This window comes from Rhodococcus sp. IC4_135 (assembly GCF_011602025.1).
Lineage (GTDB): Bacteria > Actinomycetota > Actinomycetes > Mycobacteriales > Mycobacteriaceae > Rhodococcus_F > Rhodococcus_F baikonurensis.
Window position 1 is genome coordinate 97,299 of the sequence record NZ_JAAOLG010000005.1, and the last position, 21,992, is coordinate 119,290.

21 protein-coding genes are annotated in these 21,992 nt (G+C 60.8%); 11 read left to right on the forward strand and 10 right to left on the reverse strand.

The features are described from left to right. Positions 1-14: 14 nt before the first annotated feature. Positions 15-2,195, reverse strand: coding sequence for an alpha-ketoacid dehydrogenase subunit alpha/beta (locus G8767_RS12445; protein WP_095969383.1), 2,181 nt, complete (start codon positions 2,193-2,195; stop codon positions 15-17). Positions 2,196-2,636: 441 nt separating this feature from the next. On the opposite strand from G8767_RS12445, the gene G8767_RS12450 reads away from it, so the two are divergent. Genes G8767_RS12450 through G8767_RS12460 form a run of 3 tightly spaced genes read left to right on the forward strand, consistent with a single transcriptional unit; the run spans position 2,637 to position 5,525 of the window. Continuing rightward, positions 2,637-3,350 (forward strand): GntR family transcriptional regulator, encoded by a 714-nt coding sequence (locus G8767_RS12450; RefSeq protein WP_095969382.1) that lies wholly within the window; start codon positions 2,637-2,639, stop codon positions 3,348-3,350. 15 nt (positions 3,351-3,365) lie between these two features. Further along, positions 3,366-4,103, forward strand: coding sequence for an SDR family NAD(P)-dependent oxidoreductase (locus G8767_RS12455; RefSeq protein ID WP_095969381.1), 738 nt, complete (start codon positions 3,366-3,368; stop codon positions 4,101-4,103). Positions 4,104-4,163: 60 nt separating this feature from the next. After that, positions 4,164-5,525 (forward strand): MFS transporter, encoded by a 1,362-nt coding sequence (locus G8767_RS12460; RefSeq protein ID WP_166810318.1) that lies wholly within the window; start codon positions 4,164-4,166, stop codon positions 5,523-5,525. A 52-nt stretch (positions 5,526-5,577) separates the two neighbouring features. Here the strand turns inward: G8767_RS12460 and G8767_RS12465 are convergent, their stop codons facing one another. From G8767_RS12465 to G8767_RS12475, 3 genes are all read right to left on the reverse strand, one after another. Beyond that, positions 5,578-6,021 (reverse strand): SRPBCC family protein, encoded by a 444-nt coding sequence (locus tag G8767_RS12465; protein ID WP_166810319.1) that lies wholly within the window; start codon positions 6,019-6,021, stop codon positions 5,578-5,580. A 3-nt stretch (positions 6,022-6,024) separates the two neighbouring features. Continuing rightward, positions 6,025-7,578: a succinic semialdehyde dehydrogenase gene (locus G8767_RS12470; protein ID WP_095969378.1), complete on the reverse strand. Its 1,554-nt coding sequence runs from the start codon at positions 7,576-7,578 to the stop codon at positions 6,025-6,027. A gap of 78 nt (positions 7,579-7,656) precedes the next feature. Then, the gene (locus tag G8767_RS12475) at positions 7,657-8,973 is read right to left on the reverse strand and encodes an MFS transporter (protein ID WP_166810320.1); all 1,317 of its coding nucleotides are present in this window, start codon (positions 8,971-8,973) and stop codon (positions 7,657-7,659) included. A gap of 71 nt (positions 8,974-9,044) precedes the next feature. On the opposite strand from G8767_RS12475, the gene G8767_RS12480 reads away from it, so the two are divergent. Together G8767_RS12480 and G8767_RS12485 are read left to right on the forward strand one after the other, a co-directional pair. Beyond that, positions 9,045-10,016, forward strand: a complete 972-nt coding sequence (locus tag G8767_RS12480; RefSeq protein WP_095969377.1) for a helix-turn-helix domain-containing protein — start codon at positions 9,045-9,047, stop codon at positions 10,014-10,016. A gap of 30 nt (positions 10,017-10,046) precedes the next feature. After that, on the forward strand, positions 10,047-10,424 hold the full coding sequence (locus G8767_RS12485) for a DUF5313 family protein (protein WP_003943558.1): 378 nt from the start codon (positions 10,047-10,049) through the stop codon (positions 10,422-10,424). Between the two features lie 7 nt (positions 10,425-10,431). On the opposite strand, the gene G8767_RS12490 is transcribed toward G8767_RS12485, so the two are convergent. Continuing rightward, entirely contained in the window at positions 10,432-12,183 is a 1,752-nt protein-coding gene (locus tag G8767_RS12490; protein WP_346842983.1) for an oleate hydratase, read from the reverse strand. Between the two features lie 22 nt (positions 12,184-12,205). Further along, positions 12,206-13,132: a TetR family transcriptional regulator gene (locus tag G8767_RS12495; protein WP_095969375.1), complete on the reverse strand. Its 927-nt coding sequence runs from the start codon at positions 13,130-13,132 to the stop codon at positions 12,206-12,208. Between the two features lie 115 nt (positions 13,133-13,247). Between G8767_RS12495 and G8767_RS12500 the strand changes: the two genes are divergently transcribed. The 3 genes from G8767_RS12500 (at position 13,248) to G8767_RS12510 (ending at position 17,672) form a co-directional block, all read left to right on the forward strand. Continuing rightward, positions 13,248-14,201 carry a cyclase family protein gene (locus G8767_RS12500; RefSeq protein ID WP_166810322.1) on the forward strand — a complete coding sequence of 318 codons (954 nt, stop codon included), beginning with the start codon at positions 13,248-13,250 and terminating at the stop codon, positions 14,199-14,201. Next, positions 14,198-15,847: a long-chain fatty acid--CoA ligase gene (locus G8767_RS12505; RefSeq protein WP_166810323.1), complete on the forward strand. Its 1,650-nt coding sequence runs from the start codon at positions 14,198-14,200 to the stop codon at positions 15,845-15,847. The genes G8767_RS12500 and G8767_RS12505 overlap by 4 nt, the downstream gene beginning before the upstream one ends. Before the next feature lie 376 nt (positions 15,848-16,223). After that, entirely contained in the window at positions 16,224-17,672 is a 1,449-nt protein-coding gene (locus G8767_RS12510; protein ID WP_166810324.1) for a histidine-type phosphatase, read from the forward strand. On the opposite strand, the gene G8767_RS12515 is transcribed toward G8767_RS12510, so the two are convergent. Next, positions 17,618-17,986, reverse strand: a complete 369-nt coding sequence (locus G8767_RS12515; RefSeq protein WP_124566939.1) for a helix-turn-helix transcriptional regulator — start codon at positions 17,984-17,986, stop codon at positions 17,618-17,620. The genes G8767_RS12510 and G8767_RS12515 overlap by 55 nt on opposite strands. Before the next feature lie 154 nt (positions 17,987-18,140). Beyond that, entirely contained in the window at positions 18,141-18,599 is a 459-nt protein-coding gene (locus tag G8767_RS12520) for a hypothetical protein (RefSeq protein WP_003943607.1), read from the reverse strand. A gap of 171 nt (positions 18,600-18,770) precedes the next feature. On the opposite strand from G8767_RS12520, the gene G8767_RS12525 reads away from it, so the two are divergent. Further along, positions 18,771-19,667 (forward strand): oxygenase MpaB family protein, encoded by an 897-nt coding sequence (locus G8767_RS12525; RefSeq protein WP_166810325.1) that lies wholly within the window; start codon positions 18,771-18,773, stop codon positions 19,665-19,667. Positions 19,668-19,688: 21 nt separating this feature from the next. Then, positions 19,689-20,186 (forward strand): hypothetical protein, encoded by a 498-nt coding sequence (locus G8767_RS12530; protein ID WP_166810326.1) that lies wholly within the window; start codon positions 19,689-19,691, stop codon positions 20,184-20,186. 7 nt (positions 20,187-20,193) lie between these two features. Here G8767_RS12530 and G8767_RS12535 read toward each other — a convergent pair whose 3' ends face one another. Together G8767_RS12535 and G8767_RS12540 are read right to left on the reverse strand one after the other, a co-directional pair. Further along, positions 20,194-20,802, reverse strand: coding sequence for a hypothetical protein (locus tag G8767_RS12535; protein ID WP_166810327.1), 609 nt, complete (start codon positions 20,800-20,802; stop codon positions 20,194-20,196). Next, positions 20,799-21,263, reverse strand: coding sequence for a GNAT family N-acetyltransferase (locus G8767_RS12540; protein ID WP_166810328.1), 465 nt, complete (start codon positions 21,261-21,263; stop codon positions 20,799-20,801). The genes G8767_RS12535 and G8767_RS12540 overlap by 4 nt, the downstream gene beginning before the upstream one ends. Before the next feature lie 146 nt (positions 21,264-21,409). On the opposite strand from G8767_RS12540, the gene G8767_RS12545 reads away from it, so the two are divergent. Next, the gene (locus tag G8767_RS12545; protein ID WP_206029271.1) at positions 21,410-21,985 is read left to right on the forward strand and encodes a hypothetical protein; all 576 of its coding nucleotides are present in this window, start codon (positions 21,410-21,412) and stop codon (positions 21,983-21,985) included. Positions 21,986-21,992: the final 7 nt, after the last annotated feature.

Genomic DNA, 21,992 nt, shown 5'->3' on the forward strand with positions numbered 1-21,992 from the left:
TCGGTTCGGTCCGTTCACGATCGAGTGATCCTCTTCAACGCTTCGACTACTTCATCCGTCTGTGCAATTGCCGCACGTTCGAGCACTTTGCTGATGCTCGGCGATGCCTCAGACCCCGTCACTCGCTGGATGGGCTGATCAAGCCAATCGAAGAATCGGCGTTGGATTTCATCACTGAGCCAGCCGCCGTATGACGTTCCGTGTGCTCCTTGCTCAGCGATGACCACGTTGTTGGTCTTTCTGATGCTTTCGCCGATGGTGTCCCAGTCGATACTCGCTTGGTCGAGCCAACGGAGATCGATGACCTCGGCATCGACTGTCCCGATTTCGTCCACTGCCTCGAGGCAATGCCCCACCATCGACAAATAGGAAATGATCGTGAGATCGCTTCCGCGCCGACGCACTGCAGCCTTCCCGACCGGCAGGAAGTAGTCGTAATCATCGGTCGGCGCCTGGCCGCTCGTGCCGTAAAGGTCTACGTGCTCGATGACCACCACCGGGTCGTTACAGTGCAAAGCGCTGTTCATCAATCCGATGTAGTCGTACGGCGTGGACGGTGCGACGATGCGCCATCCCGGGGCAGTTGCAAACACGCCTGCAGGGTCCATGGAGTGTTGCGAGCCGTAGCCGGTCCCCATAGCGACCTTGCTGCGCAATACAAAGGGCACGTTGCTGTCCCCACCGAACATATGTCGCGCCTTGCCGATCTGATTGAAGATCTGATCGGCTGCCACCCACATGAAATCGGCGTACATGAATTCGACGACTGGCTTGTACCGTCCGTCCAAGGCGATTCCGCCACCGAGGCCCGCGAACGCATTCTCACTGATCGGAGTGCCGAGCACTCTGCCCGGGTATCGATCAGCCAATCCTTTTGTAGCGCCGTTCGTTCCGCCCTTCAAGCGATGGATGTCCTCACCCATCACGACGATGGAGTTGTCGGCGTCCATGCGACGGTCCATCACCTCAGCCACGACGTCGATGAACTTTCGATCGGCCATCTCGCCGGCGAACTCCTCTGGTTCCACGAATCGGGCACCCCCGAACTCACTGAGATCACCGCGTATCCCGACATCGACGAAGTTCACATCCGGCCATTCCGATGCCTTGATTCTGACCTCACCAGGCTTGCCCCCTGGCACCTTTTCCAGCAGCTCGCCACCGATCTCCTGCATTACTCGGGAGGCTTGCGCGACCGCCTTGGCTACGTCGGCTTCCGTCAGCAGCTTCCGACGGACCACTTGATCGGTGAGCAGGCGAAGCGGATCGCGCTTTTTCCAGGCCTTTTCTTCGTCCTTCGTGCGATAGCCGAAAGCGCTGCCCGGGAATGGGCCGTTCTGGTGAAAGAAGCGATAGACATCAGCTTCGATGATCGTCGGGCCCTTACCCGAACGCATGTGTGTGAGGGCCTCCTGCATCGCGAGGTGGACCGCAAGCGGGTCCATACCGTCGACCTTCCAACTAGGAATGTTGAACCCGAGCCCGCGTGCCGACAATCGCGGTTCACCGGTCGCTTCCGCGACATGTGTGGATACCGCATATTGGTTGTTCTCGATGAAGAAGCAGATCGGAAGATCCCAGGCTGCCGCCAGATTGAACGATTCGAGTACCGACCCGATGTTGACCGCGCCATCACCGAAGTAGGTAACTGCGACGGCATCGGTTCCTGCCTGACGGTGCGCCCAGGCAAAACCTGCAGCTTGCGGTACCCCGCCTCCGACGATCGCATTCGTACCCATCGCGCCGGCTTCTTTCCACTGCAGGTGCATGGACCCGCCACGACCACGGCAGTAGCCGCGCGACAGACCACAGATCTCTGCGAGGCTGCGGGTCAGTACGGTACGGACCTCCGGAGAGAGTTCAGCGGTCGGATCCAAACCGTCGACAGCCACATGGGCCAGCGCCTTGGCAAGAAACTGATGATGTCCGCGGTGGGAACCGTTGATGGAGTCAGCGGATGTGAGGCCGACGATCGATCCCACAGCCCCACCCTCTTGTCCGATGCTGGAGTGGGCCGGACCGTGGATCAGTCCCTTCCCCGCCAACTCCAGAACGTATTCCTCGAAGGATCGGATCAAGATCGTCTGAGCCAGCATCGTGGCGAGGAGCGACGGGTCGGCCGCATCCCAGTCCTTGTTCGATGTTGCCAGTTCCACCCATGGTGATGCTGCGGTGAGTTTCTTGTGCGTGGTCATAGTCAGTCTCCGGATCAGGCCTTTGGACGGCCAAGCTTTGGCAGCGCGTCTGGACAGCGCGGAGGGACTCGCTCAGAGCGGTCCGCTTTCCGTGTTGGGCCTCACATTGCCACCGAATGGATCCATTCGCAAACCTGTCTCGGTCTCCATTGGCAGTAAATGTGGCTTGGCCCACTTGACGAACAGGGCCAATACCCCGCAACATACGTGCTGAGAGTTTCATCCGAGAAGCAAATTCGAGTGATTGGATCCAAAGCTGTGGAGCATTCAGGCCAGATCACAACTGCGGTCAAACAAGCGAACAGGCACAATTGGATCCAATCCGCGACACGGATCATCCCGCACACCATCCCGCACGTCCGCAGTGAACAATGAACCCCGGCACCCGCTCGATCCGCGGCCGAGCAGAACTGCGCCCGTCCCCCATCTCGAGGAGCACCGTTGTCCGAAGCCGATTCTGCGAGCGGCCCCACCACGGTCGCGAGCCACCGCATCGCAGCCCATATCCGCGAAGACATACTTTCCGGACGCCTACTGCCTGGAGTTCGAATCCGCCAGGAGGAGATAGCCGAACGACTCGGCGCGAGTCGGTTACCAGTACGAGAAGCGCTGCGCATGCTCGAATCCGAAGGCCTGGTCGAGTTGAAAGCGAACAGCGGCGCGTGGGTGTCCTCCATGGATATGCAGGAATGCGATTTCGTCTATCGCATTCGCGAACGGATCGAGCCCATGGCGCTGGCGGAGAGCATCCCGCATCTGAACAGCAGTGTGCATGATCGACTCTGGAGTATTCAGGAAGAGATCGAAGCCAACGAGGATGTCGACCGATTCCTGGTACTGGACCGGGAGTTGCACCTGCTCACTTACAGCGGTTGCGAGATTCCTCAGTTGATAACTATGGTGACTCGGTTCTGGAATACGACTCAGCATTACCGTCGGGCATATGCCCGGCTGACGGGCCCCGATCGAACCTGGGTCATCAACTACGAACACCGCTTGCTGATCGAAGCCATCGTGCGCAAAGACGAGATCGATGCCGAACGCTGCCTGACCGGCCACATACGAAGAACCAGAACCGAATTAACCAAGCATCCCGAACTTTTCGACAGCACCCACCCTGATTCTTTGCCGGGAGGTTCGTCGAAAGTGCGCTGATCAAAGGAAAGCCACTTGTACGACTTCACCGATCGCACCATTGCAATATCCGGAGCCGCAGGCGGAATCGCCAGGCAGGTATCAGAGCAGATGTACGCAGCAGGGGCGAATCTGGTACTCGGCGACCTGGATACACAAGCGCTCTCCGCGATCAGAGCTTCTCTGGATCCTGACGGAAATCGTATAGCGACAACAGAACTCGATGCTGCTTCACCTGAAAGCAATGATCACTTCGTTGCGGTTGCGCAAAGGCATTTCGGGGGGATCGACCACCTCATAGTCGCTGCGGGGATCTATCCCGAACAGTCGGTGGAGTTGATGACCGACCAGCAATGGCGGACGGTCATGTCCATCAACCTCGACGGGGCAATGTATCTGACACGCGCCGCCATTCCGGTGATGCGTGACGGCGGTTCGATCGTCAATCTGACGTCTATGGCAGGCCATCGCGGCAGTCGAAATCACGCTCACTATGCGGCAACAAAGGGCGGACTAATCGCTTTCACTCGAAGTCTCGCTTGGGAACTGGGTGGATCGATCCGAGTCAATGCAGTATCGCCCGGCATCATCGAAACACCGATGACCGCAGATTTGGTCAACAGCCAAAACGACCACCTCATCCGCTCGACGCCGATGGGCCGATTCGGCCGCGCCGCCGAGGTTGCTTCCGTGGTCGGATTCCTGTGCAGTCCAGCCGCGAGCTTCGTGCACGGCGAAGTGATTCATGTGAACGGCGGACTCCATATGGGTTGACCGCCCATATCTACCGAACCTGTTGAACGACAAAAATACTGACATCCCGAGAAGGCTCACATGAACAGCTCTGCACCTCCGGAACAAACCCCCGAACTCGATCGCGCCCGTTCGCTGCGGGCAGCCGTGTCCGGAAACATCCTCGAATGGTTCGATTGGACTCTGTACGCGATCTTCTCCACGTATCTGGCGTCCAATTTCTTCGATGACAGCGATCCCACTTCTGCCCTGCTGTCGACACTTGCGGTGTTCGCCGTCGGATTCGTGGCGCGACCGTTCGGTGGGCTTGTCTTCGGACGCCTGGCCGACCGTAAGGGTCGAAAATTCACGATGGTGCTCACGATGTGCTTGATGGCCGTTGCAAGTCTGGCAATTGCATTGATCCCGAGCTACGAGAGCATTGGGGTGTGGGCGTCGTTCGCACTCTTGATTGCACGACTGACGCAGGGCCTTGCGCACGGAGGAGAGGCCGGCGTCTCTTACACCTACGTCGGTGAGATCTCGCCTCGAGATCGGCGAGGGCTGTGGGGCAGTTCGGTATTCACGGCTGTCACCTTCGGAGTAATGCTGGCGACTCTCGTCGCAGCATTGCTGACGGGGATCCTCGGAAAAGACGACATGAGCAGATACGGATGGCGGATTGCTTTCGCCATCGGGGCCGTACTCGGTCTCTACGCATTGTTCTTGCGTCGTGCAGCATCGGAATCCCCTCACTTCGAAGAGAATTCGGATTCTGCAGCTACGGCACCTCCGATTGCACGAAAGGACATTGTAAAAATCGGTGTGCTGATCCTCATGCTGTCTGCTGGGCAGAACGCGGCCTACTACACCTGGGCCACCTTCGCGTCAGCGTATGCAATTTCAGCCAAGGGAATGGATCCCAACGGAGCCTTCATTGCAAGCTTGCTAGCCCAACTCGTTGTGCTGGCGCTACTTCCACTCTCAGGTCACCTCTCGGACAAGTACGGTCGGCGTACCATGGCGGCGGCCTTCGGCATTTCCGGCGCTGTCCTCGTACTACCGATCGCGGCTATCCTGACGGCACAGCCGTGGACCTTGTTCGTGACGCAGGCGATGGGATTGGCAGTCTGGTGCTGCGCGTCCGCGATGTATCCGGCGCTCATGTCCGAGCTCGTCCCCACTCGTGCACGCGCGATGGGAGTCGGCTTCGCCACGTCGCTGTCCGTGGCGATCTTCGGCGGTACGGCGCCGTACCTGAACACCTGGTTGACCTCGCGAGATCTTGGATGGGTGTTCTCGGTATACGTGGGAGCGCTCTGCCTTCTCTCTCTCGTTGCGGCGCTGATCATGAAGGAGACCAAAGGAATCGACCTCAGTACAGTCGGCATGCCTTTCCGCAACTCCGACAAGAATGAGCATCAGGCGTCGCCGTCCGACCTCGGCGAGCTGTCGAACCGATAAACAGAAAGTGGGGCTGCACTCGAATCGAGTGCAGCCCCACTTTCGTATGTGTCTAGCTCTCCAGAAACGCCTTGATGCGCGCCAGAGTGGTTTCCATTCCGGTCTGCATCAGCTGATCTCGACCCCGGCCGAGTAGGCCGCTACCCGACATCATGCGCACGTAAAGCGCAGGCGTCGCATAGATTTCGCGAGTCTCGGTTAGCACAGTGCCCGTCCCCGAAGGCTCGAGCACAAAGGTCCACCGCGCCTTCGGCTCGTCCGATTCGAAGGAGAACTTCCGGCAGTCGACCACGTCGACCACCGTGCAGTGCGTGCTCCACCGAATCAGGCCGTGCTTGTTGGTGCCCTTGAACTTTGCGCCCACGGTTCCCGGGGTTCCGGAAGTCCATGTTCCGCCGGTGTTTTCAGGACTGAAGCGACCCATACCTTCGATGTCGCTGACAACCTTCCACACCGATACCGGAGTTGCCTCGATGTATGCGCTGGCGGTTTCCACCCGTTACCGGCCCGGAACCCAGGACATGATCTTGATGGCGTGAGGCATGAGCTTTGCCCACACCTTGGCCGGAAGTCCGCGCGGTCCACCGAGATTCATGACGCGAGTGGTAGCAACGGTCTGCGGCTCGGTGTACTTGATCAGACCTTCGGCGCCGTGACGACGTCCGACGCCCGAGACGCCCATGCCGCCCATCGGTGCAGCGGTGCTGCCCCAGGTAGGTGCGTAACCCTCGTCGACGTTGACGGTGCCGGCGTGGATGCGCGCTGCGATGGCTTCGCCGGCAGCCTTGCTTCCCGCCCACACACTGGCGTTGAGGCCGTACTCGGTGTCGTTGGCCTGCGCGATGGCCTCTTCGACGTCCTTGACGGGGTAGATCGAGACGAGCGGCCCGAAGGTCTCGTCGCGGTAGCACTCGGCGTCCTCGGGAACCCCGGTGAGCAGGGTGGGCTCGTAGAACAGCGGTCCGATGTCCGGACGGGCCTTGCCACCGGCAATGACGGTGGCGCCCTTGACGACTGCGTCGTCGACATGCGCGGAGATTGCCTTGACCTGGGCCTCGGATACGAGGCTGCCCATCTCGATTCCGAATTCGTAACCGGCGGCGAGGTTCATCTTCTTGACGCGGTCGCCGAACATGCGGATGAACTCGGGTGCGATGGACTCTTCGACGTAGATGCGCTCGATGGAGATGCACAGCTGACCGGAGTTGGAGAAGCACGCACGCACAGCGGCGTCGGTGACCTCGCGCAGGTCTGCGCCGGCCGCGACGATCATCGGGTTCTTGCCACCGAGTTCGGCGGAGAAGCCGATCAGTCGACGGCCGGCCTGCTCGGCGAGGAGCTGACCGGTCGCGGTGGAACCGGTGAACATGAGGTAGTCGGTGTTCTCGACCAGCGCGGTGCCCACGACGGAGCCCGGTCCGGGAACCACGGCGAAGAGGTCGCGGGGAAGTCCCGCCTTGTAGAGCAGTTCGACGCAGGCGAGGGCGCAGTACGGCGTCTGGCTGTCCGGCTTGAGGACAACGGCGTTGCCGGCGAGCAGCGCGGCGATGGCGTCGGACACGGCCAGCGTCATCGGGTAGTTCCACGGCGAGATGACGCCGACTACACCCTTGGGCTGGTAGCGGACGACGGTCTTCGTCAGACCCGGGAGCATGCCGGAGACGCGACGCGGGCGCAGCAGCTTCGGCGCCACACGTGCGTAGTGACGCGACGTCATCGAGATGTCGAGGACTTCTTCCTGAGCTGCGGTACGCGACTTTCCGGTCTCGGCCTGAGCCATGTCCATGAGGGCGTCGCGGTTCTCGAGGATGAGGTCGCGGTAGCGGTGGAAGACGGCAGCGCGGTCGAGGACGGAGCGCTTGGCCCATTCCTTCTGGGCGACGCGGGCACGGGCGATGGCCGCAAGTGCGTCGTCGGCGGTGCCGACGGGGATGGTCGCCAGCTCCTTGCCGGTGAACACCTCGGTGATGGACTTCGTCGGGCGATCGGCAACATTGTCGATGGCGATCAGATCGGCGAGCCGCGAGAAGGTCGCAGCGGACGGAGCAGGCATTTCAGTACCCCTACTGGTGAGTAGTTCTTGGAGTTACACACAACTTACCCCGTCGGTGGTACCGATCACAGTGCCGAATCAGACAGAGTCAACCAATACTGCCTCTTTCGGACGTTTTGCGATCAACAACGACATGACTGCGGCGATCGCGCAGAGCGCGCCGGCCACCAAGAAAGCAGCGTCGTACGAGCCGATCTGATCGCGAACGAGGCCGGCCAAGAAGGCCACCAGACCCGCGCCGATCTGATGAGATGCCAGCACCCAACCGAACACGATGGGAGCGTCGGCGCCGAAGTGCTGACGGCACAGCGCGACGGTCGGCGGAACCGTCGCCACCCAATCGAGCCCGTAGAAGATGACGAACGCGATCATCGGCGGGTTCACGGTGTTGGCGAGCAACAAGGGCAGAAAGAGCAGCGAGATGCCGCGGAACAGGTAGTAGATCCCGAGGAGTTTTCGCGAGTCCATCCGATCGGTGAACCAACCCGAAGCAATGGTGCCGACCATGTCGAGGATTCCGATCAACGCCAGCAGCGACGCGGCCGTGGTGATCGGCATCCCGTGATCGTGCGACGCTGGAACGAAGTGCGTTCCGATCAGGCCGTTGGTACTCGCGCCGCAGATCGCGAACGTACCGGCGAGAAGCCAGAACACCTTGGTCTTCGACGCCATGACCAGTACCGAGATCGCCCGGCCTCCGGCGCCGCCGCGCTGGTAGACAGGCTTGGCGGGTGGGGCGTAGTCGGCGGGCGCTCCGTACGGCGTCGTACCCACATCGGACGGATAGTTGCGCAGGAACAGCAGAACGAACGGCACTACGGCCAGCGCGGCAAACGAAACTGTGAAGGCGACGCTCTTCCAGTCGTACGTTTCCGCGATCTTCGCCAGAACGGGCAGGAACACCAGCTGACCGGCAGCACCACCGGCCGTCAGGATGCCGGTCACGAGACCGCGTTTCTCGACGAACCATCGATCTACGACGGTGGCGACAAACGCCAGCGCCATCGAACCGGTGCCGAGTCCGACGAACACGCCCCACAGCAGGATGAGCTGCCAACTCGAGGTCATGAAGATCGTGAGACCACTGCCGAGCGAGATGAGCGCCAACGCCGAAGTGACAACCGCCCGGATGCCGAACCTTTCCATCAGGGCAGCAGCGAACGGCGAGGTCAACCCGTACAGGATCAAGTTGACCGAGACGGCGGCCGAGATGCTGGCGCGAGACCACCCGAAATCCTCGTGCAGTGGATCGATCAGCACGGATGGGGCAGCGCGGAAGCTCGCCGCACCGACCAAAGCCAGGAATGCCACGATCGCGACGGACCAGGCGCGGTGAAAGCGCGGCGGGCTCACCTGATGTTGGCCCGATTCGGGGAGAGCGGTCTCAGAAGTCACAGAGAGAATTCTGCAGTTCGGATTCGATCGAGAACAGTGGCCAGATTGCCAATATATGAAAGAATCGAGCCATGTCTGGTCCGCATCGCGTCGTCGTACTGGCTCTGAACGGAGTCATTCCCTTCGAGCTCGGTATCCCGGCGCGCATTTTCGGGCGCGCCCTCGACGTCGAGGATCGGCCGCTCTACGAGATCCTGACGTGCACCGTCGACGGCAATCCCGTGCAGACCGACGCAGACTTCAGCATCTCGGTCGACCACGGGAGCGAGCTGCTCGCCACCGCCGACACCGTCGTCATTCCCGCGTCGTACGAACTGGGTCCGGCCTACGAAGACGGTTACCTCTCCCCCGAGTTGGCCGCAGCGTTCCGACACATCCGCCCGGGCACTCGACTGGTCTCGATCTGCACCGGTTCGTACATCCTCGCCGCGGCGGGTTTGCTCGACGGACTTCGTGCCACGACGCACTGGCGCAACACCGACCATTTCCAGCGTGTCTACCCCAAGGTGAACGTGGATCCCGACGTGCTGTTCGTCGACGAAGGCCACATCCTGACCTCGGCCGGTGTGGCGTCAGGGGTCGATCTCTGTCTGCACATCGTCAGGCGCGACCACGGCATGGAAGTGGCGAACACCGTCGCGAGGCGTTGCGTCGTACCGCCGTGGCGCGACGGTGGCCAAGCGCAGTACATCCGGCGCCCGCTGGCCGACAAACCCTCGGAATCGACTGCCGACGCTCGGCATTGGGCCCTCGAACATCTCGGCGACCCGATCACCCTGGCGGACTTGGCGACGCGTGCCAACATGAGCGTCCGTACGTTCAGTCGTCGATTCCGCGACGAAGTCGGAACGACGCCGAACCGCTGGTTGACCAGCAGACGCGTCGATCGAGCACGCGAACTGCTGGAGGAATCCGACCTGTCGATCGATGCAATTGCCGCTCGAACCGGCTTCGGGACCGCGACATCGATGCGTCAACACATGAACGAGGCGCTCGGCGTTTCACCGAGCGCCTACCGACGTACGTTCAAGGCACCCGCGTAAGCGGCGGTACCAGGCACTATCCTGGAAGCCATGGCCGAACAGACTCGCCCGAACTTTCCCCAGTACTGCGGATACCTCCTGGGAAAGACCCTCCCCGACCGGTACCAGGACTGGGTGCGAAACGATCTGGTCGGCCCGGGTGCACAGGCCCGCTACATCATCCGCTTCACCGTGCCGGCGACGCTGATCCTTCTGCTGTTCCTCTTGATTCCGGGACCGATCTGGATTCCCTTGGCCATGATGGCCTTGTTGCTCATCCCGCTCGCGTACTTCGTCGTAGCGCTGGGGACCATCTACCGCCGTCACCGCCTGCTGAGCCATGGACTCGATCCCGAATTGCTCGACGAGAAGGCCCAGCGCCGCGCCGATCGCACTCGCGAGGACTACGAGAAGCGGCACGGTCGCTGAGCACCCCTCAGCGGAACATCGTCACTGCGGCCTTGGCGAGAACCTTCGGGTCCTTCTCGTAGTGATGCATCTTGGTGAGCTTGTCTTCCGGAATCCCCAGGAACTTGTAGACGGCCACCTGAGCGCAGCGCACCGAGTACTGCTCGGTGAACACCATGTCGAACGGCAGCTCCGCGAACTGACTGATGAAGGCCAGGTTCTTGGAATGCTTCGGCACCACCAGCGGCCGGTCACCCACGGCACGCCGATTGAACAGCGCACTGGCGTAAGGCATGTGGCTGGGAATCGAATTGACGACGCTGTCCATGATCTCTTCTCTGCGCGCGGCCAGCGCACCGTTCTCGTCGAGCGCCTCGAGGTGTCCGAGCGTCTCTTCCAGCATTTCCCGGCCGGTCATCTCGATGAACGGCTTCTTCACGTAGTCACCGTTCTTTCGCGGGAACAGACAGTAGCCCCAGAAGACTCCTTCGTTCTCCTTCTGCGCGTGATAGTGCGGCTGATGGTGAACCACGATCGACAGAAGTACGTTCGAGTCCACGAAGGTGTTGAGCGCATTTCCGGGGAGCTGCTTGGTGATTCGGGAAATCTCGTTGATGAGCTCGTGTGACGAGGTAGTGACGGTGAAGCTGGTCCACTCACTCTGCTCCCGATCTCCGAAGAACTTGTCGGGATTCCCGAGATCGTAGAAGTGCTCGGTTGCCTGCTTCCACAGCAGCGCACTCGGCGCGTACCTCATGTCTTCCACGATCGGGGTATCCAGATCGCCGATCGACGAACTGTCGGTGATGCTGCCGTTGGTGTCGAAGACGAAATCGCCCTCCGCTACGTCGATTCGGCCCTTCTCACCGGTGCGGACGTTCTCGTAGTCGAGTCCCGTCACGGTGATCTCGTCGCGAAGCGGGGTGTCCTTGAACACGAACTCCGTGATCTTCAGTTCGTTGACGAACTTCACACCCTTGCCTTCGAGGAAGGTCCGCATCGGCAAGATGATGCTCTCGTACTGGTTGTACGGGGACCTGGTGACACCCGCGAGAGTCTGAATGCGACTGAACTCGAGAATCATTCGATTCATGTACCGGCGCAGCTCCATCGCCGAACTCACCCGCTTGAACGCAAATGTGGTCTCCCACATGTACCAGAAGTTGGTGGTGAAGAAGTGCGGAGTGTCCTCGAACCACTGCTCGATACTGATGTCGTCGAGTTTTGCCTCGTCCGACTCCGGCATCGTCATCAGCTTCGTCAACAAGTATCGATCCTTGTTGTCGAATTGCATGTGCTTGTAGTCGTTCTCGCCCTTGTTGCGAATACCGTCGCGGTCGATCAACCGTGCAACGTCGTGTGTCGGATGCGCGTGGTCGAAATCGAGAATGTCATCCGTCACCGACTTTCCCGGGTTGTCCAGCGACGGAACCGCACTCAGCACGTCCCAGAGGTTCTCGTAGGTCTCCTCGTTGAGCATGCGACCACCACGGTTGATGAAGCCCGCGTCGTTGCCTAGCTCGCGATGGCCGTACTGGTGCTGGAAAGTAGCGACGGATTCGCCGTCGTTCGCTCCGTGCATGTCCAGGCCCATGATGGTGATGTCCTCACCGCTCCACTTACCGTCCCGAATCAAATAGACGGCAGCCGAAAGATTTCCGATGCCGGCACCGATCATGTACGCCTTGTGAGACAGCTTGGAAGACATTGTTTTTCGTTCCTTACTCGAGTCGCGGTACGGATACCTTCCAAGCATGGACCCCTTTGCCCGCAGGCGCATCACCCGAACCGGATGACGTCCGTCACGGTCGCTGAAGGCGCACCAGATCTAGCGCGAAACGCGCGTAGTCGCGTGCAATTTCCTCGGGCGTTTGCGGTCCGCTCGGCCGATACCATTGCGCGACAGAGACACACATCACGACGATTGCACGCGCGGCCTGTCGCGGCCGATCCGTCTCGAACACACCGGCGGCGATTCCGTCATCGACTTGCTTCGTCATCAACCATTGCTGGTAGTTGCGTGATTCCGTGATGCGCAATCTGTTCTCGGCTGTGAGACTGCGCATTTCGCTGGCACCGAGAAATCCTTGATCGCGCCGATAGATATGGAACAAGGTCACACATTCGACAAGGAAAGCCAGTCTTTCGCAGGGACTTTCGCCCTCGTCGATCGCCGCCAACGATCTCGTGTTGAGCTCTGCCATGGTGAGGTCGAGAATTTCGGCCAACATTTGTTGCTTACTGGAATAGTGGTGATAGAGACCCGGAACACTCATCTGCGCACGTTTGGCGATCTCACGCATCGCAGCGCCGTGATATCCGGTCTTCACCATCTCCGCGAGCGCGGCCGCCAACACCGGATCGAACGAACTCGGGCCGAATCTTCGCCACTCGTTCGGAAGAAAATGCGTGTTCGGGTCGGCGTCGTCGCCACCCCATCGTGGCTGTTCCGGCGGACGCACTATCGCAGCCGGGAGCAGAGCGTCGAAACGCACTCCGAGAATCCCGCCGATTGCCGCCAACCGGTCGACGCTGACCCTGGTCTTTCCGGTCTCGACGGCGCTGAGGGTAGCCGCGCTGACGTCGAGACGCCTGGCCAATTCGCGCAGCGAGAGCCCGCTGTGACGCCGGGCTTGCCGGATCGATGCTCCGATCAGGACAGCATTCTCGAATTCGGTCACATTGTTCAGTATTCCCGAACATAGGATTTCCAACAATGCCATGACCACGGCAATCGCTGAACCTGTTGACTGCTGATTATCGGCCTGAACATGATGTGGATCACAAAGACCCAGGTCCGCCCGAGCGATCGTTCGGTGTCGGTAGCGAGAGGATCAGATCACCATGACCGAGGCGCCATATCTTGGAGAACTCCTGCACGACGCACCCAGCAACTGGGGCAAGTGGGGAGAGTCCGACGAGGTCGGTTCACTGAACTACCTCGACGCCGGACAGGTGCTTCGTGGCGTCGGAACCATCAAGCAGGGTTCCGTGTTCACACTTCAACGGCTCATCGGCGACCCCAAGGGTGATCCGGTCTGGCCAGGACGCAGCCCTGCCGAGCGCACACAGATCTTCGACGAGAGCAGCTGGGACGGCGACGACGCACCCAACTTCCCCGGCGGTCTGCATTACGCGGACGACAAGATCGACGCGTTCCTGCAGGGTTCGACGCAGTACGACGCACTCGGCCACGTCTGGTACGACGGCGCGCTGTGGAACGGATACTCCGCTGACACGACTGTCGGCGGCCTCGAGAAGGCCAGCGTCGAACCGATTGCCGACCGTGGCGTCGTCGGACGCGCAGTGCTACTCGACATGGCGAAGTTCCGCGGCAAGGAGAACCTCGACAAGGCCGAAACCTTCACGCACCATGATCTTTTGGCCTGTGCCGAAGCGCAGGGTGTCACCATCGAGAAGCGCGACATTCTCGTCATCCGCACCAACTTCCTCAAGCTGTTCTTCGACCAGGGTGAAGCCTTCTACGAGGGATTCTGCGAGCCCGGCCTGATCTACAGCCCCGAACTCGTCCAGTGGTTCCAGGACATGGAGATTCCGAACCTGGTGACGGACACCATCGCCAATGAGGTCACCACCGATCCCGAAAACGGTGTGGCACTGGTGCTTCACAACGCTCTGATGCGCAACCTCGGCGTGGTGTTCACCGAGATCTGCGATCTGGAGAAGCTGGCCGCAGACTGTGCGTCCGACGGCCAGTACACGTTCCTGTACGTCGCCGCACCACTCAAGGTCGCCAAGGCCAGCGGATCTCCCGTGAATCCGGTTGCCATCAAATGACATACGAAGATCGCCCTTGGTTGGCGTTGTACCGCAACGACGTTCCCCCCGATATCGACGTCGAGCACCCCACGATGCTCGAGATGTTGGCGGCCACGGTCCGCTCCGATCCGGACGCCACAGCTGTGAAGTACTTCGACGGTCAACTCAGCTTCGCCGAGCTGGACCATCAGAGCGACGCCCTGGCCCGAGCACTCCGAGCCGGTGGACTCGTGAAGGGTGACCGCGTTGCCCTGTTCCTGCAGAACGTTCCACAGTTCGTGCTCGCCCTCACCGGAATTTGGAAAGCCGGCGGCGTCGCAGTCTCGATCAATCCCATGAGCCGTGAGCGAGAACTGGGATACCAACTCGAAGATTCCGGAGCTGCCGTTCTCATCGCACTCGAGGGGCTCTACGAGTCCGTGGGCCGCAACGTCGTTTCGGACTCGCCGGTGAGGCGCGTCATCACCACCTCGGAACTCGAGTACCAAAGCCGCAACGATCCAAGAATTTTCGACGGAATCGTGAAGAAGGATCTCGGTACCGACGATCTTGTGACGCTGATCGACGAACATCGTCTCGGCGATCCGATCACCACTGACGTTGCCCCGGAAGATATTGCGGTACTCACGTATACGTCGGGAACCACTGGTCCACCGAAGGGAGCGATGACCTCTCATGCGAACATGACCTTCAACGCCCAGGTATACCGGGACTGGCTGGGGCTCACCCCGAAAGACACCGTTCTCGGCGTAGCACCGCTCTTCCACATCACGGGGTTGATCGGTCACATCGCGGTATCCGTACTGACGAGAATGCCGCTGGTGCTGGCCTACCGCTTCCAGCCCGAGGTGATGCTCGACGCGATTCGTGAGCACCGACCGACGTTCACCGTCGGCGCCATCACCGCGTTCACAGCATTGCTCAACACTCCAGGTTGCGCGCCGGAAGACTTCACCTCCATGCGGCTGCTGTATTCCGGCGGTGCACCCATCTCACCGACCGCCGCCGAGGCCGTCCGAGCCATGACCGGTGCTGCGCTGCACAACATCTACGGCCTGACAGAGACCACGTCGCCGACCCATGCCGTTCCCGTCGGCGCGGATACGCCGGTCGACCCCACGTCCGGGGCACTGTCCGTCGGTGTTCCAGTACCCAACACCGTGGTCCGCATCGAAGACGAGGGCGGTGCGGTCCTGCCGATCGGAGAGATCGGCGAGCTGGTCGTCCGTGGTCCACAGGTGGTGCGCGGCTACTGGAACAAGCCGGAGGAGAGTGCGGCGGCCATTCGCGACGGGTGGTTCCACACCGGCGACGTGGGGTTCATGGACGAAGCCGGCTGGTTCTACGTCGTCGACCGCAAGAAGGACATGATCATCGCTTCCGGCTACAAGGTGTGGCCACGCGAGGTCGAAGACGTTCTCGCCGAACATCCCGCGGTCCGCGAGGCAGCTGTCGTCGGGATCGCCGACGAATACCGCGGTGAGACGGTGAAGGCGTTCGTCAGCCTCGTCGCGGGGGCGTCGGTGACGCCGGAGGAACTGATCGATCACTGCAAGCAGCGGATGGCGGCGTACAAGTACCCACGGTCCGTCGTGCTGGTGGAGGAGCTTCCCAAGACCGTCACCGGCAAGATACTGCGACGGGAACTGCGCACGACCTCTTGACGCCGACGGCGGGCGGGCCTCCAGGCTCGCCCGCTGTCTGATCGCACACTTTTTCCCGTCGACCGCGCCATCGGGGTAATGGAACAGTAATATGTGCTGAGTACCCACGGACAAACGGGAGACATCAGTGAGCAAGTTCGGACGTAAGAAGCAGCCCACGCCCAAGAGCTACCAGTGGCTGGCCATGACCCTCATCGCGTTGTCGCTGTCCGTCTCGATCGGGATCGCCGCCAAACCGTCCTGAGCTCGGCGAATCCGAAAACTGTAACCCTGCGTCCATCTGCACATGGACAAATAGGCGCAAATCGGACGCTTAGCTGTTCTAACTTTCCTTCCGTCGTGCCACCTCGGCACCGACGGAGAGGATTCACACACCATGCGAAGCCCACGCTTCGGTTTGCTGGCGGCTGCCGGCGCGGTCGGACTCGTGCTCGTTACCAGTGGCGCTCAGTCCATCGCCACGGCGTCGCCCTTCGGCTCGCTCGACACCGCGTCGAGTTCCGGCTCGGCTGAGACCCCGGCGTCGACCGACGGCGGTTTCACGTCCAAGACGCCGTACTCACCCGGCCAGCGTATCGCCGACTATCAAGCACCACCGACGGGATACTCGCCCGTGTACACGGAAAGCGTTGCGCGCCACGGCTCCCGGGCACTGTCGAGCCTGAAGTACGACGACCTGAGCCTGCAGCTGTGGGAACTCGCCGAAGCCGAGAACGCATTGACTTCCGTCGGCAAGGAATTCGGACCGGCGCTTCGCGATCTCATGGCCGCGAACAAGAAGCTGGGATACGGCAACCTCAGCGGACTCGGAGTCACCGAACATCGACAACTCGGAGCACGGGTCACCGAGCGCCTCCCCCAACTGTTCGACGCCATCGCAGCGCAACAGGGAACCATCACGTTGACCTCGTCGGGTGTCGACCGTGCCGTGGACAGCGCCGAGAACTTCGCCCAGGGCCTGACCGGTGCGTTTCCGGCCGTCGCCGGCGATGTTGCGCCGGTGACCACGGATGCCGACCTTCTCTACTTCCACGACTTGGATGCAAACGCCGACTACAAGGACTACGAGGATTCCGATCCGCGATTGAAGGCCGTCGACGATCAGATTGCCGATCTTCCCCGCACCCGCGAGGTCTCGCGGCACATGATGCTCAGGCTCTACTCCGAGGACTTCGTGAACCGCCTGAGCGCGGGCGAGTTCTCACTCGTCGACCGCGGCAAGGGTTCCAGCACGATCGACAACGAGGTCGACGCCGCGTACATGCTGTACAACACGTACATCATCACTCCGGGCATGGCCGAAGAAGGCAAGTGGAATTTCGAGCGGTTCATCGAACCTGCGGACGCGCAGTGGCTCGCATACACGAACGATGCCGAGGACTTCTACGCCAAGGGCCCGGGCTTCACCGGTGAAGACGTCACCTACCGGATGGCAACCGTCTTGCGCGACGAGTTCCTGCGCGGCTTACAAGAACACACCGGGGCCGCCGCCGTACCGGGAGCGGACTTCCGGTTTGCACACGCAGAAACGATCATCCCCTTCGCCGCGCTCTTGAAACTGCCGGGAAGCACCGTCTCACAGGCCGAGGGTGACCTGTACACCTATGCGAACAACCCCTGGCGCGGAGCGCAGGTCAGCCCGATGGCCGCCAACGTGCAGTGGGACGTGTTCGGCGGACCGGACGGTAAGCGCCTGGTCCGAATGCTCTACAACGAGCGCGAGACAGCGTTTGCTGCCCCGTGCGCTCCGGTGAGCGCCGGAAGTTTCTTCTACACGCCGGACGAACTGGCCCGCTGCCTACCGGAGATTTCACCGGCAGCCTGAGATCCGGACCGAGGTCGACGAGGGCGCGCCCATGCCTGGTGCAACGCCAGCATGCGCGCCTTTTCGTCGTCTTCCATCAACAAGGCGTCGCAGATACGAACGATGACGGGAGCCGAAACACCAACGGACGTACCCTGTTCCAGCCGTTGGTAGTGATTGAAACTGATGTCGGCGATCTGCGCGACATCACGCCGGCTGAGGCCGTGCATGCGGCGAGCACCCTCGCATCGCATGCCGACCTTCTCGGGCGCAAGACTGTTTCGTTTCTCGACGAGCATCTGGCTCATCAACTGACGCGCGCTCGACCCATTCACGTCGCCACCTTTTCCATCCCTGAAATATGCTTTCAAATAACATGTTTCAGAATATGGGATGACGCGGACACAGCGGTATCTCCGAGATGACAGATAATCACGCGATACCGCCAACCCTGTGCCCGTTCACGCCGTGAAGATCAGGCTGTGAAGATCAGGCTATGAACCTGCCGATCGTCGGATTCGACTGGCAGATGGGACTACTGCCCCAGTTGATCGAACCGAATGCCGTCGCAACGACATTGCCGACGCCGGTGTTCACCGTCGCGGACAAGTACGGGTAAGTACCGACCAGGTCGACGATTCCGGACTTGCCCGTGTCGGTGTTGACCCACGCAACGGTCACCTGACCCGCCGCCGGGATGGGCGCAGCTGCCGGGAACGAATCGAAGCGGATGTCACCCTTGGCGATGGGCGGATTGGACTCTGGCCCGGACTGGCCGGTGAGTCCGGTCAGCGATGCCAGCGACCCCTGATTCGGACACCCGATGGTGACGGCGGCGCCACCGAAAGGATGGGGCGGATCAGCCGAGGCGACTCCGGCGAACATGACGCTCGCGGCAATCGGTAGTCCGATGGCCGCGAAAACCCCGGCCGTGCGTGTGACGCTCATAGCTGCTCCTCGGGTCGACAACACTTTCCGGATACCCCTGGTACAACGCCCGAAACGATGGACAGTCGACTATTCACACCCCCTAGACAACGCGTGTTGTCAGAACTACAGTCGGTGGTGCAGCTCACACCTACCTCTGCCGCGCGCAGACCAGTCCCAGGGAGTGTTCAGATGAAGCGCTACGACCTCCGCAGTCGCACGGATCGACTCGATCCCGAAACCGATTACGAAGAGATGTCGCGCATTCTCGCGGCGCAAGAGTTTCCCTGGGACATCAATCAGGCGCTCAGCTTCGCCCTTTTTCGCACGTACGCCGTTCCCTCGATCGGCAAACTTCTCTTCTCCACCGGGGAGTTCACCGACAAGGTTCAGAAGCGCTACGACGACACCAGCCTGATCCTCGACGCCATCCTCGAGCACGGCCTCAGCAGCACCGAAGGCCGCAAGAGCGTGCGTCGAATGAACCAGATGCACGGTTCGTACGACATCTCCAACGACGACATGCTCTACGTTCTGGCCACCTTCGTCGTCACCCCGGTCAGATGGCTCGACGAGTACGGCTGGCGGAAGATGACCGAGAACGAGATCGTCGGGTCGACGAACTACTACCGCCACTTGGGCAGGTACATGAACATCAAGGACACGCCGGACACCTACGAGGGGTTCGTCAGACTTCTCGATGACTATGAGCGCAAACACTTTTCATTCGACCCCGGCGCTCGGGCGGTCGCCGACTCCACTCTCGACCTGATGTGCACCTTCCCGCCCAACAATCTGGCGCCGAAGTCTCTGGTCAAGGGATTCGCCTTCGCCCTCATGGACGATCACCTACTCGACGCCTTCCACTACAAGCACCCGAGCACCGCGATGCGCGTCGTCTCACGCGGCGCGCTGAAAGTCCGCGCGCGTCTGCTGCGGTTCTTCCCGGTGCGCACGAAGCGGAAATTCGCCCGCGAGCTGCCCAACATCCGCAGCTACCCGAGCGGTTACAAGGTCGAAGACCTCGGCACCTTCCCCACGGGGTGCCCGGTCAAGCACCTGCAGGCAGACCAGCAAGCCCAAGCGTAGACGCGTTGGGATACTCGAACGGTGGCGCAACTCTGGATGCTCGAGGATCTCGAACCGTGGCGCGACACCCCCATGCCTGGCGATACTTGCGAACCGACGACCTACTGGGCCAGTCCCGAAATGCTGGACCTTCCTGCCGAGGTGTGCTGCGAAATCGATGCACGCATCGCGACCGTGACAATCGACGGCCGCACTGAGCACATAGCCCATCTCGGACACGGATTTACGACGCTGATCGGCGACGATGTCGGAAGCGTCGGCGAGGTGCGGTTGAGAGGTTGCCTGGTGTGGGATCGCTACCTCTGGACGCAATACCGCACAGAGCCCACCGGGCGCGTGCGGGTGAAAGCGCGGCCCGGCCACCTCGTTCAACACGAAACACTCTTGACGACAATACATTCCGGTCTCTTCAACGTCGTCTTCGACGGGCCGACGGTGTACTGCGAGACGGGTCAGGTCCCCACAAATTTCGGCGTCCGCTGGAACACGCTGGTCGTCGAACTCGAGACTTGGCCGTGATCGGTCGTCAGTGCCAATACGGCGGAACGATATCCGGGTCGTCGAGGACGGCATCGATCCGCGAATCGGCCACAATTCGAATGATCGCTTCCTCGGGGGCGGCGATGATCGCGAAATGTGGGTCGACATCATTGGTTATGCACCATGCATGATCCGCCGGCCAGATGAAGGCCGGATCAGGGGAAGAACCCCACGGCCAACGAGCTGAGTTCTCCACACTCCAATCGGCGTAGTCGGCAAGCGTTCCACGCAAGAGCCAGTAGTCACGATTTGGGATCTCGAACCGCGGAACGTCATCACCGACTGCCGACCCCCACCCGGTCCACATGCAGAAATAGCACTCGTCGGGTGTGGTTGTGTAACTGGACAACACATCCAGGGCAAAGCCGATCAGCACTTTCTCTTCCGGCCCGGTCTGATCGAAATCGACATCATTCGATTTCTGACCGGGAAAGCTCGGATCTGGGATGAACCGTAAGCGCGCATACTTCGGAAATCCGATCGGGCCGCGCCCTGCCAACTGATACCAAGGCAGATCCTGATCGACCAGCCATTCGGTAGCCGTCAGATCTGTGCACAATGTCAGGCCCGTGCTGGGCTCATCCGTATCCCTCATGGCCGAGTGACGGAGGAGTCTCGCGCCGTACGACGCAGGGTGATCAATTCATGGTTTGTCTCGTCGTCGAGTCGACGCCCCTCTTCTTCGAACTCCATCAGCGCATAGAACCTGCGGGCCCGATCGTTGAGTGTGTAAACCTCGAGTGTCACCTCGTCGTGCATGGTGGTGGCGTGTTCGACCAACGCCCTCCCGACTCCCAACCCCTGTGATGCCGGCGCGACGAACAGTCCCCCGATTTCGGAGCCGATCATTCCCAACAGGCCGACAACTTCGGAGTTGTGCTCAGCCACCCAATTATCGGCCTGGATCAGATAGACCTCTCGCATCTTCTGCTCCCGATCGCCCGTTCCCTCACCCACAAGGAACGGATGGGCTTCACGGGCAGCATTCGACCACAGGTCGACGACCACGTCCTCATCCGAGGGTAGGTAGCGGCGAATGATCAGATCCTGGTTCACAATCCGACCATACCCTCCGGCATCAGAGCGATAGCTGATGCTGGAAAGCACCGATTCTCGAATCACGCACGACGGCCTCGACATAAATCAGTGGGAATTCGATTCGTTGCCACCCCACAATTACCGCCTTGTGCAAGGGTTGTCCGATGACCGACGGTGATCCGACAACTGAGCGTGGAAGTCCGGCATCCTGGTGGAAGGTGACAGCGATTGTCACCGCAGCGCTTGTCGCTCTCACATGCGGCGTCATTGTGTGGTCCTTCATGCCGCCGGTTGTGTACTTTCCATTCTTTGCACTCGCCGCCTCAGTGTTGCTCGGTTTGGGTGGAGTGTGGTTGATACTCAGCCTGATTGGATGGATGAAGTACAAAACCTTGCGTTTGAGCACGATCGCGCCGGTGATAGTCCTCGTCACCGGCGCGCTCGTGACGTTGTCCGTCCCTTCGCATGTTGCGTTTGCACTTTCGAAAGACTCCCTCGAAGCAGTGGCCGCGGATTGCCAGAAGTCGTTGGAAAACCAAACAATTGGCGTCTACCGGGTCCTGCAGGTATGGCCCGTCGGCAACGGGTGCCGCTTCCATATCGAGGGTGGTCTGATCGATTCGATCGGATTGGCATACTTACCGGACGGCGCACCATATCTCGGCAAGCCCCGCCATGACGGCGACATCGGCTACCAGGAGTTCGACGGCGACTGGTACTCGTTCGTTCAACGGTTCTAGCAGCGTG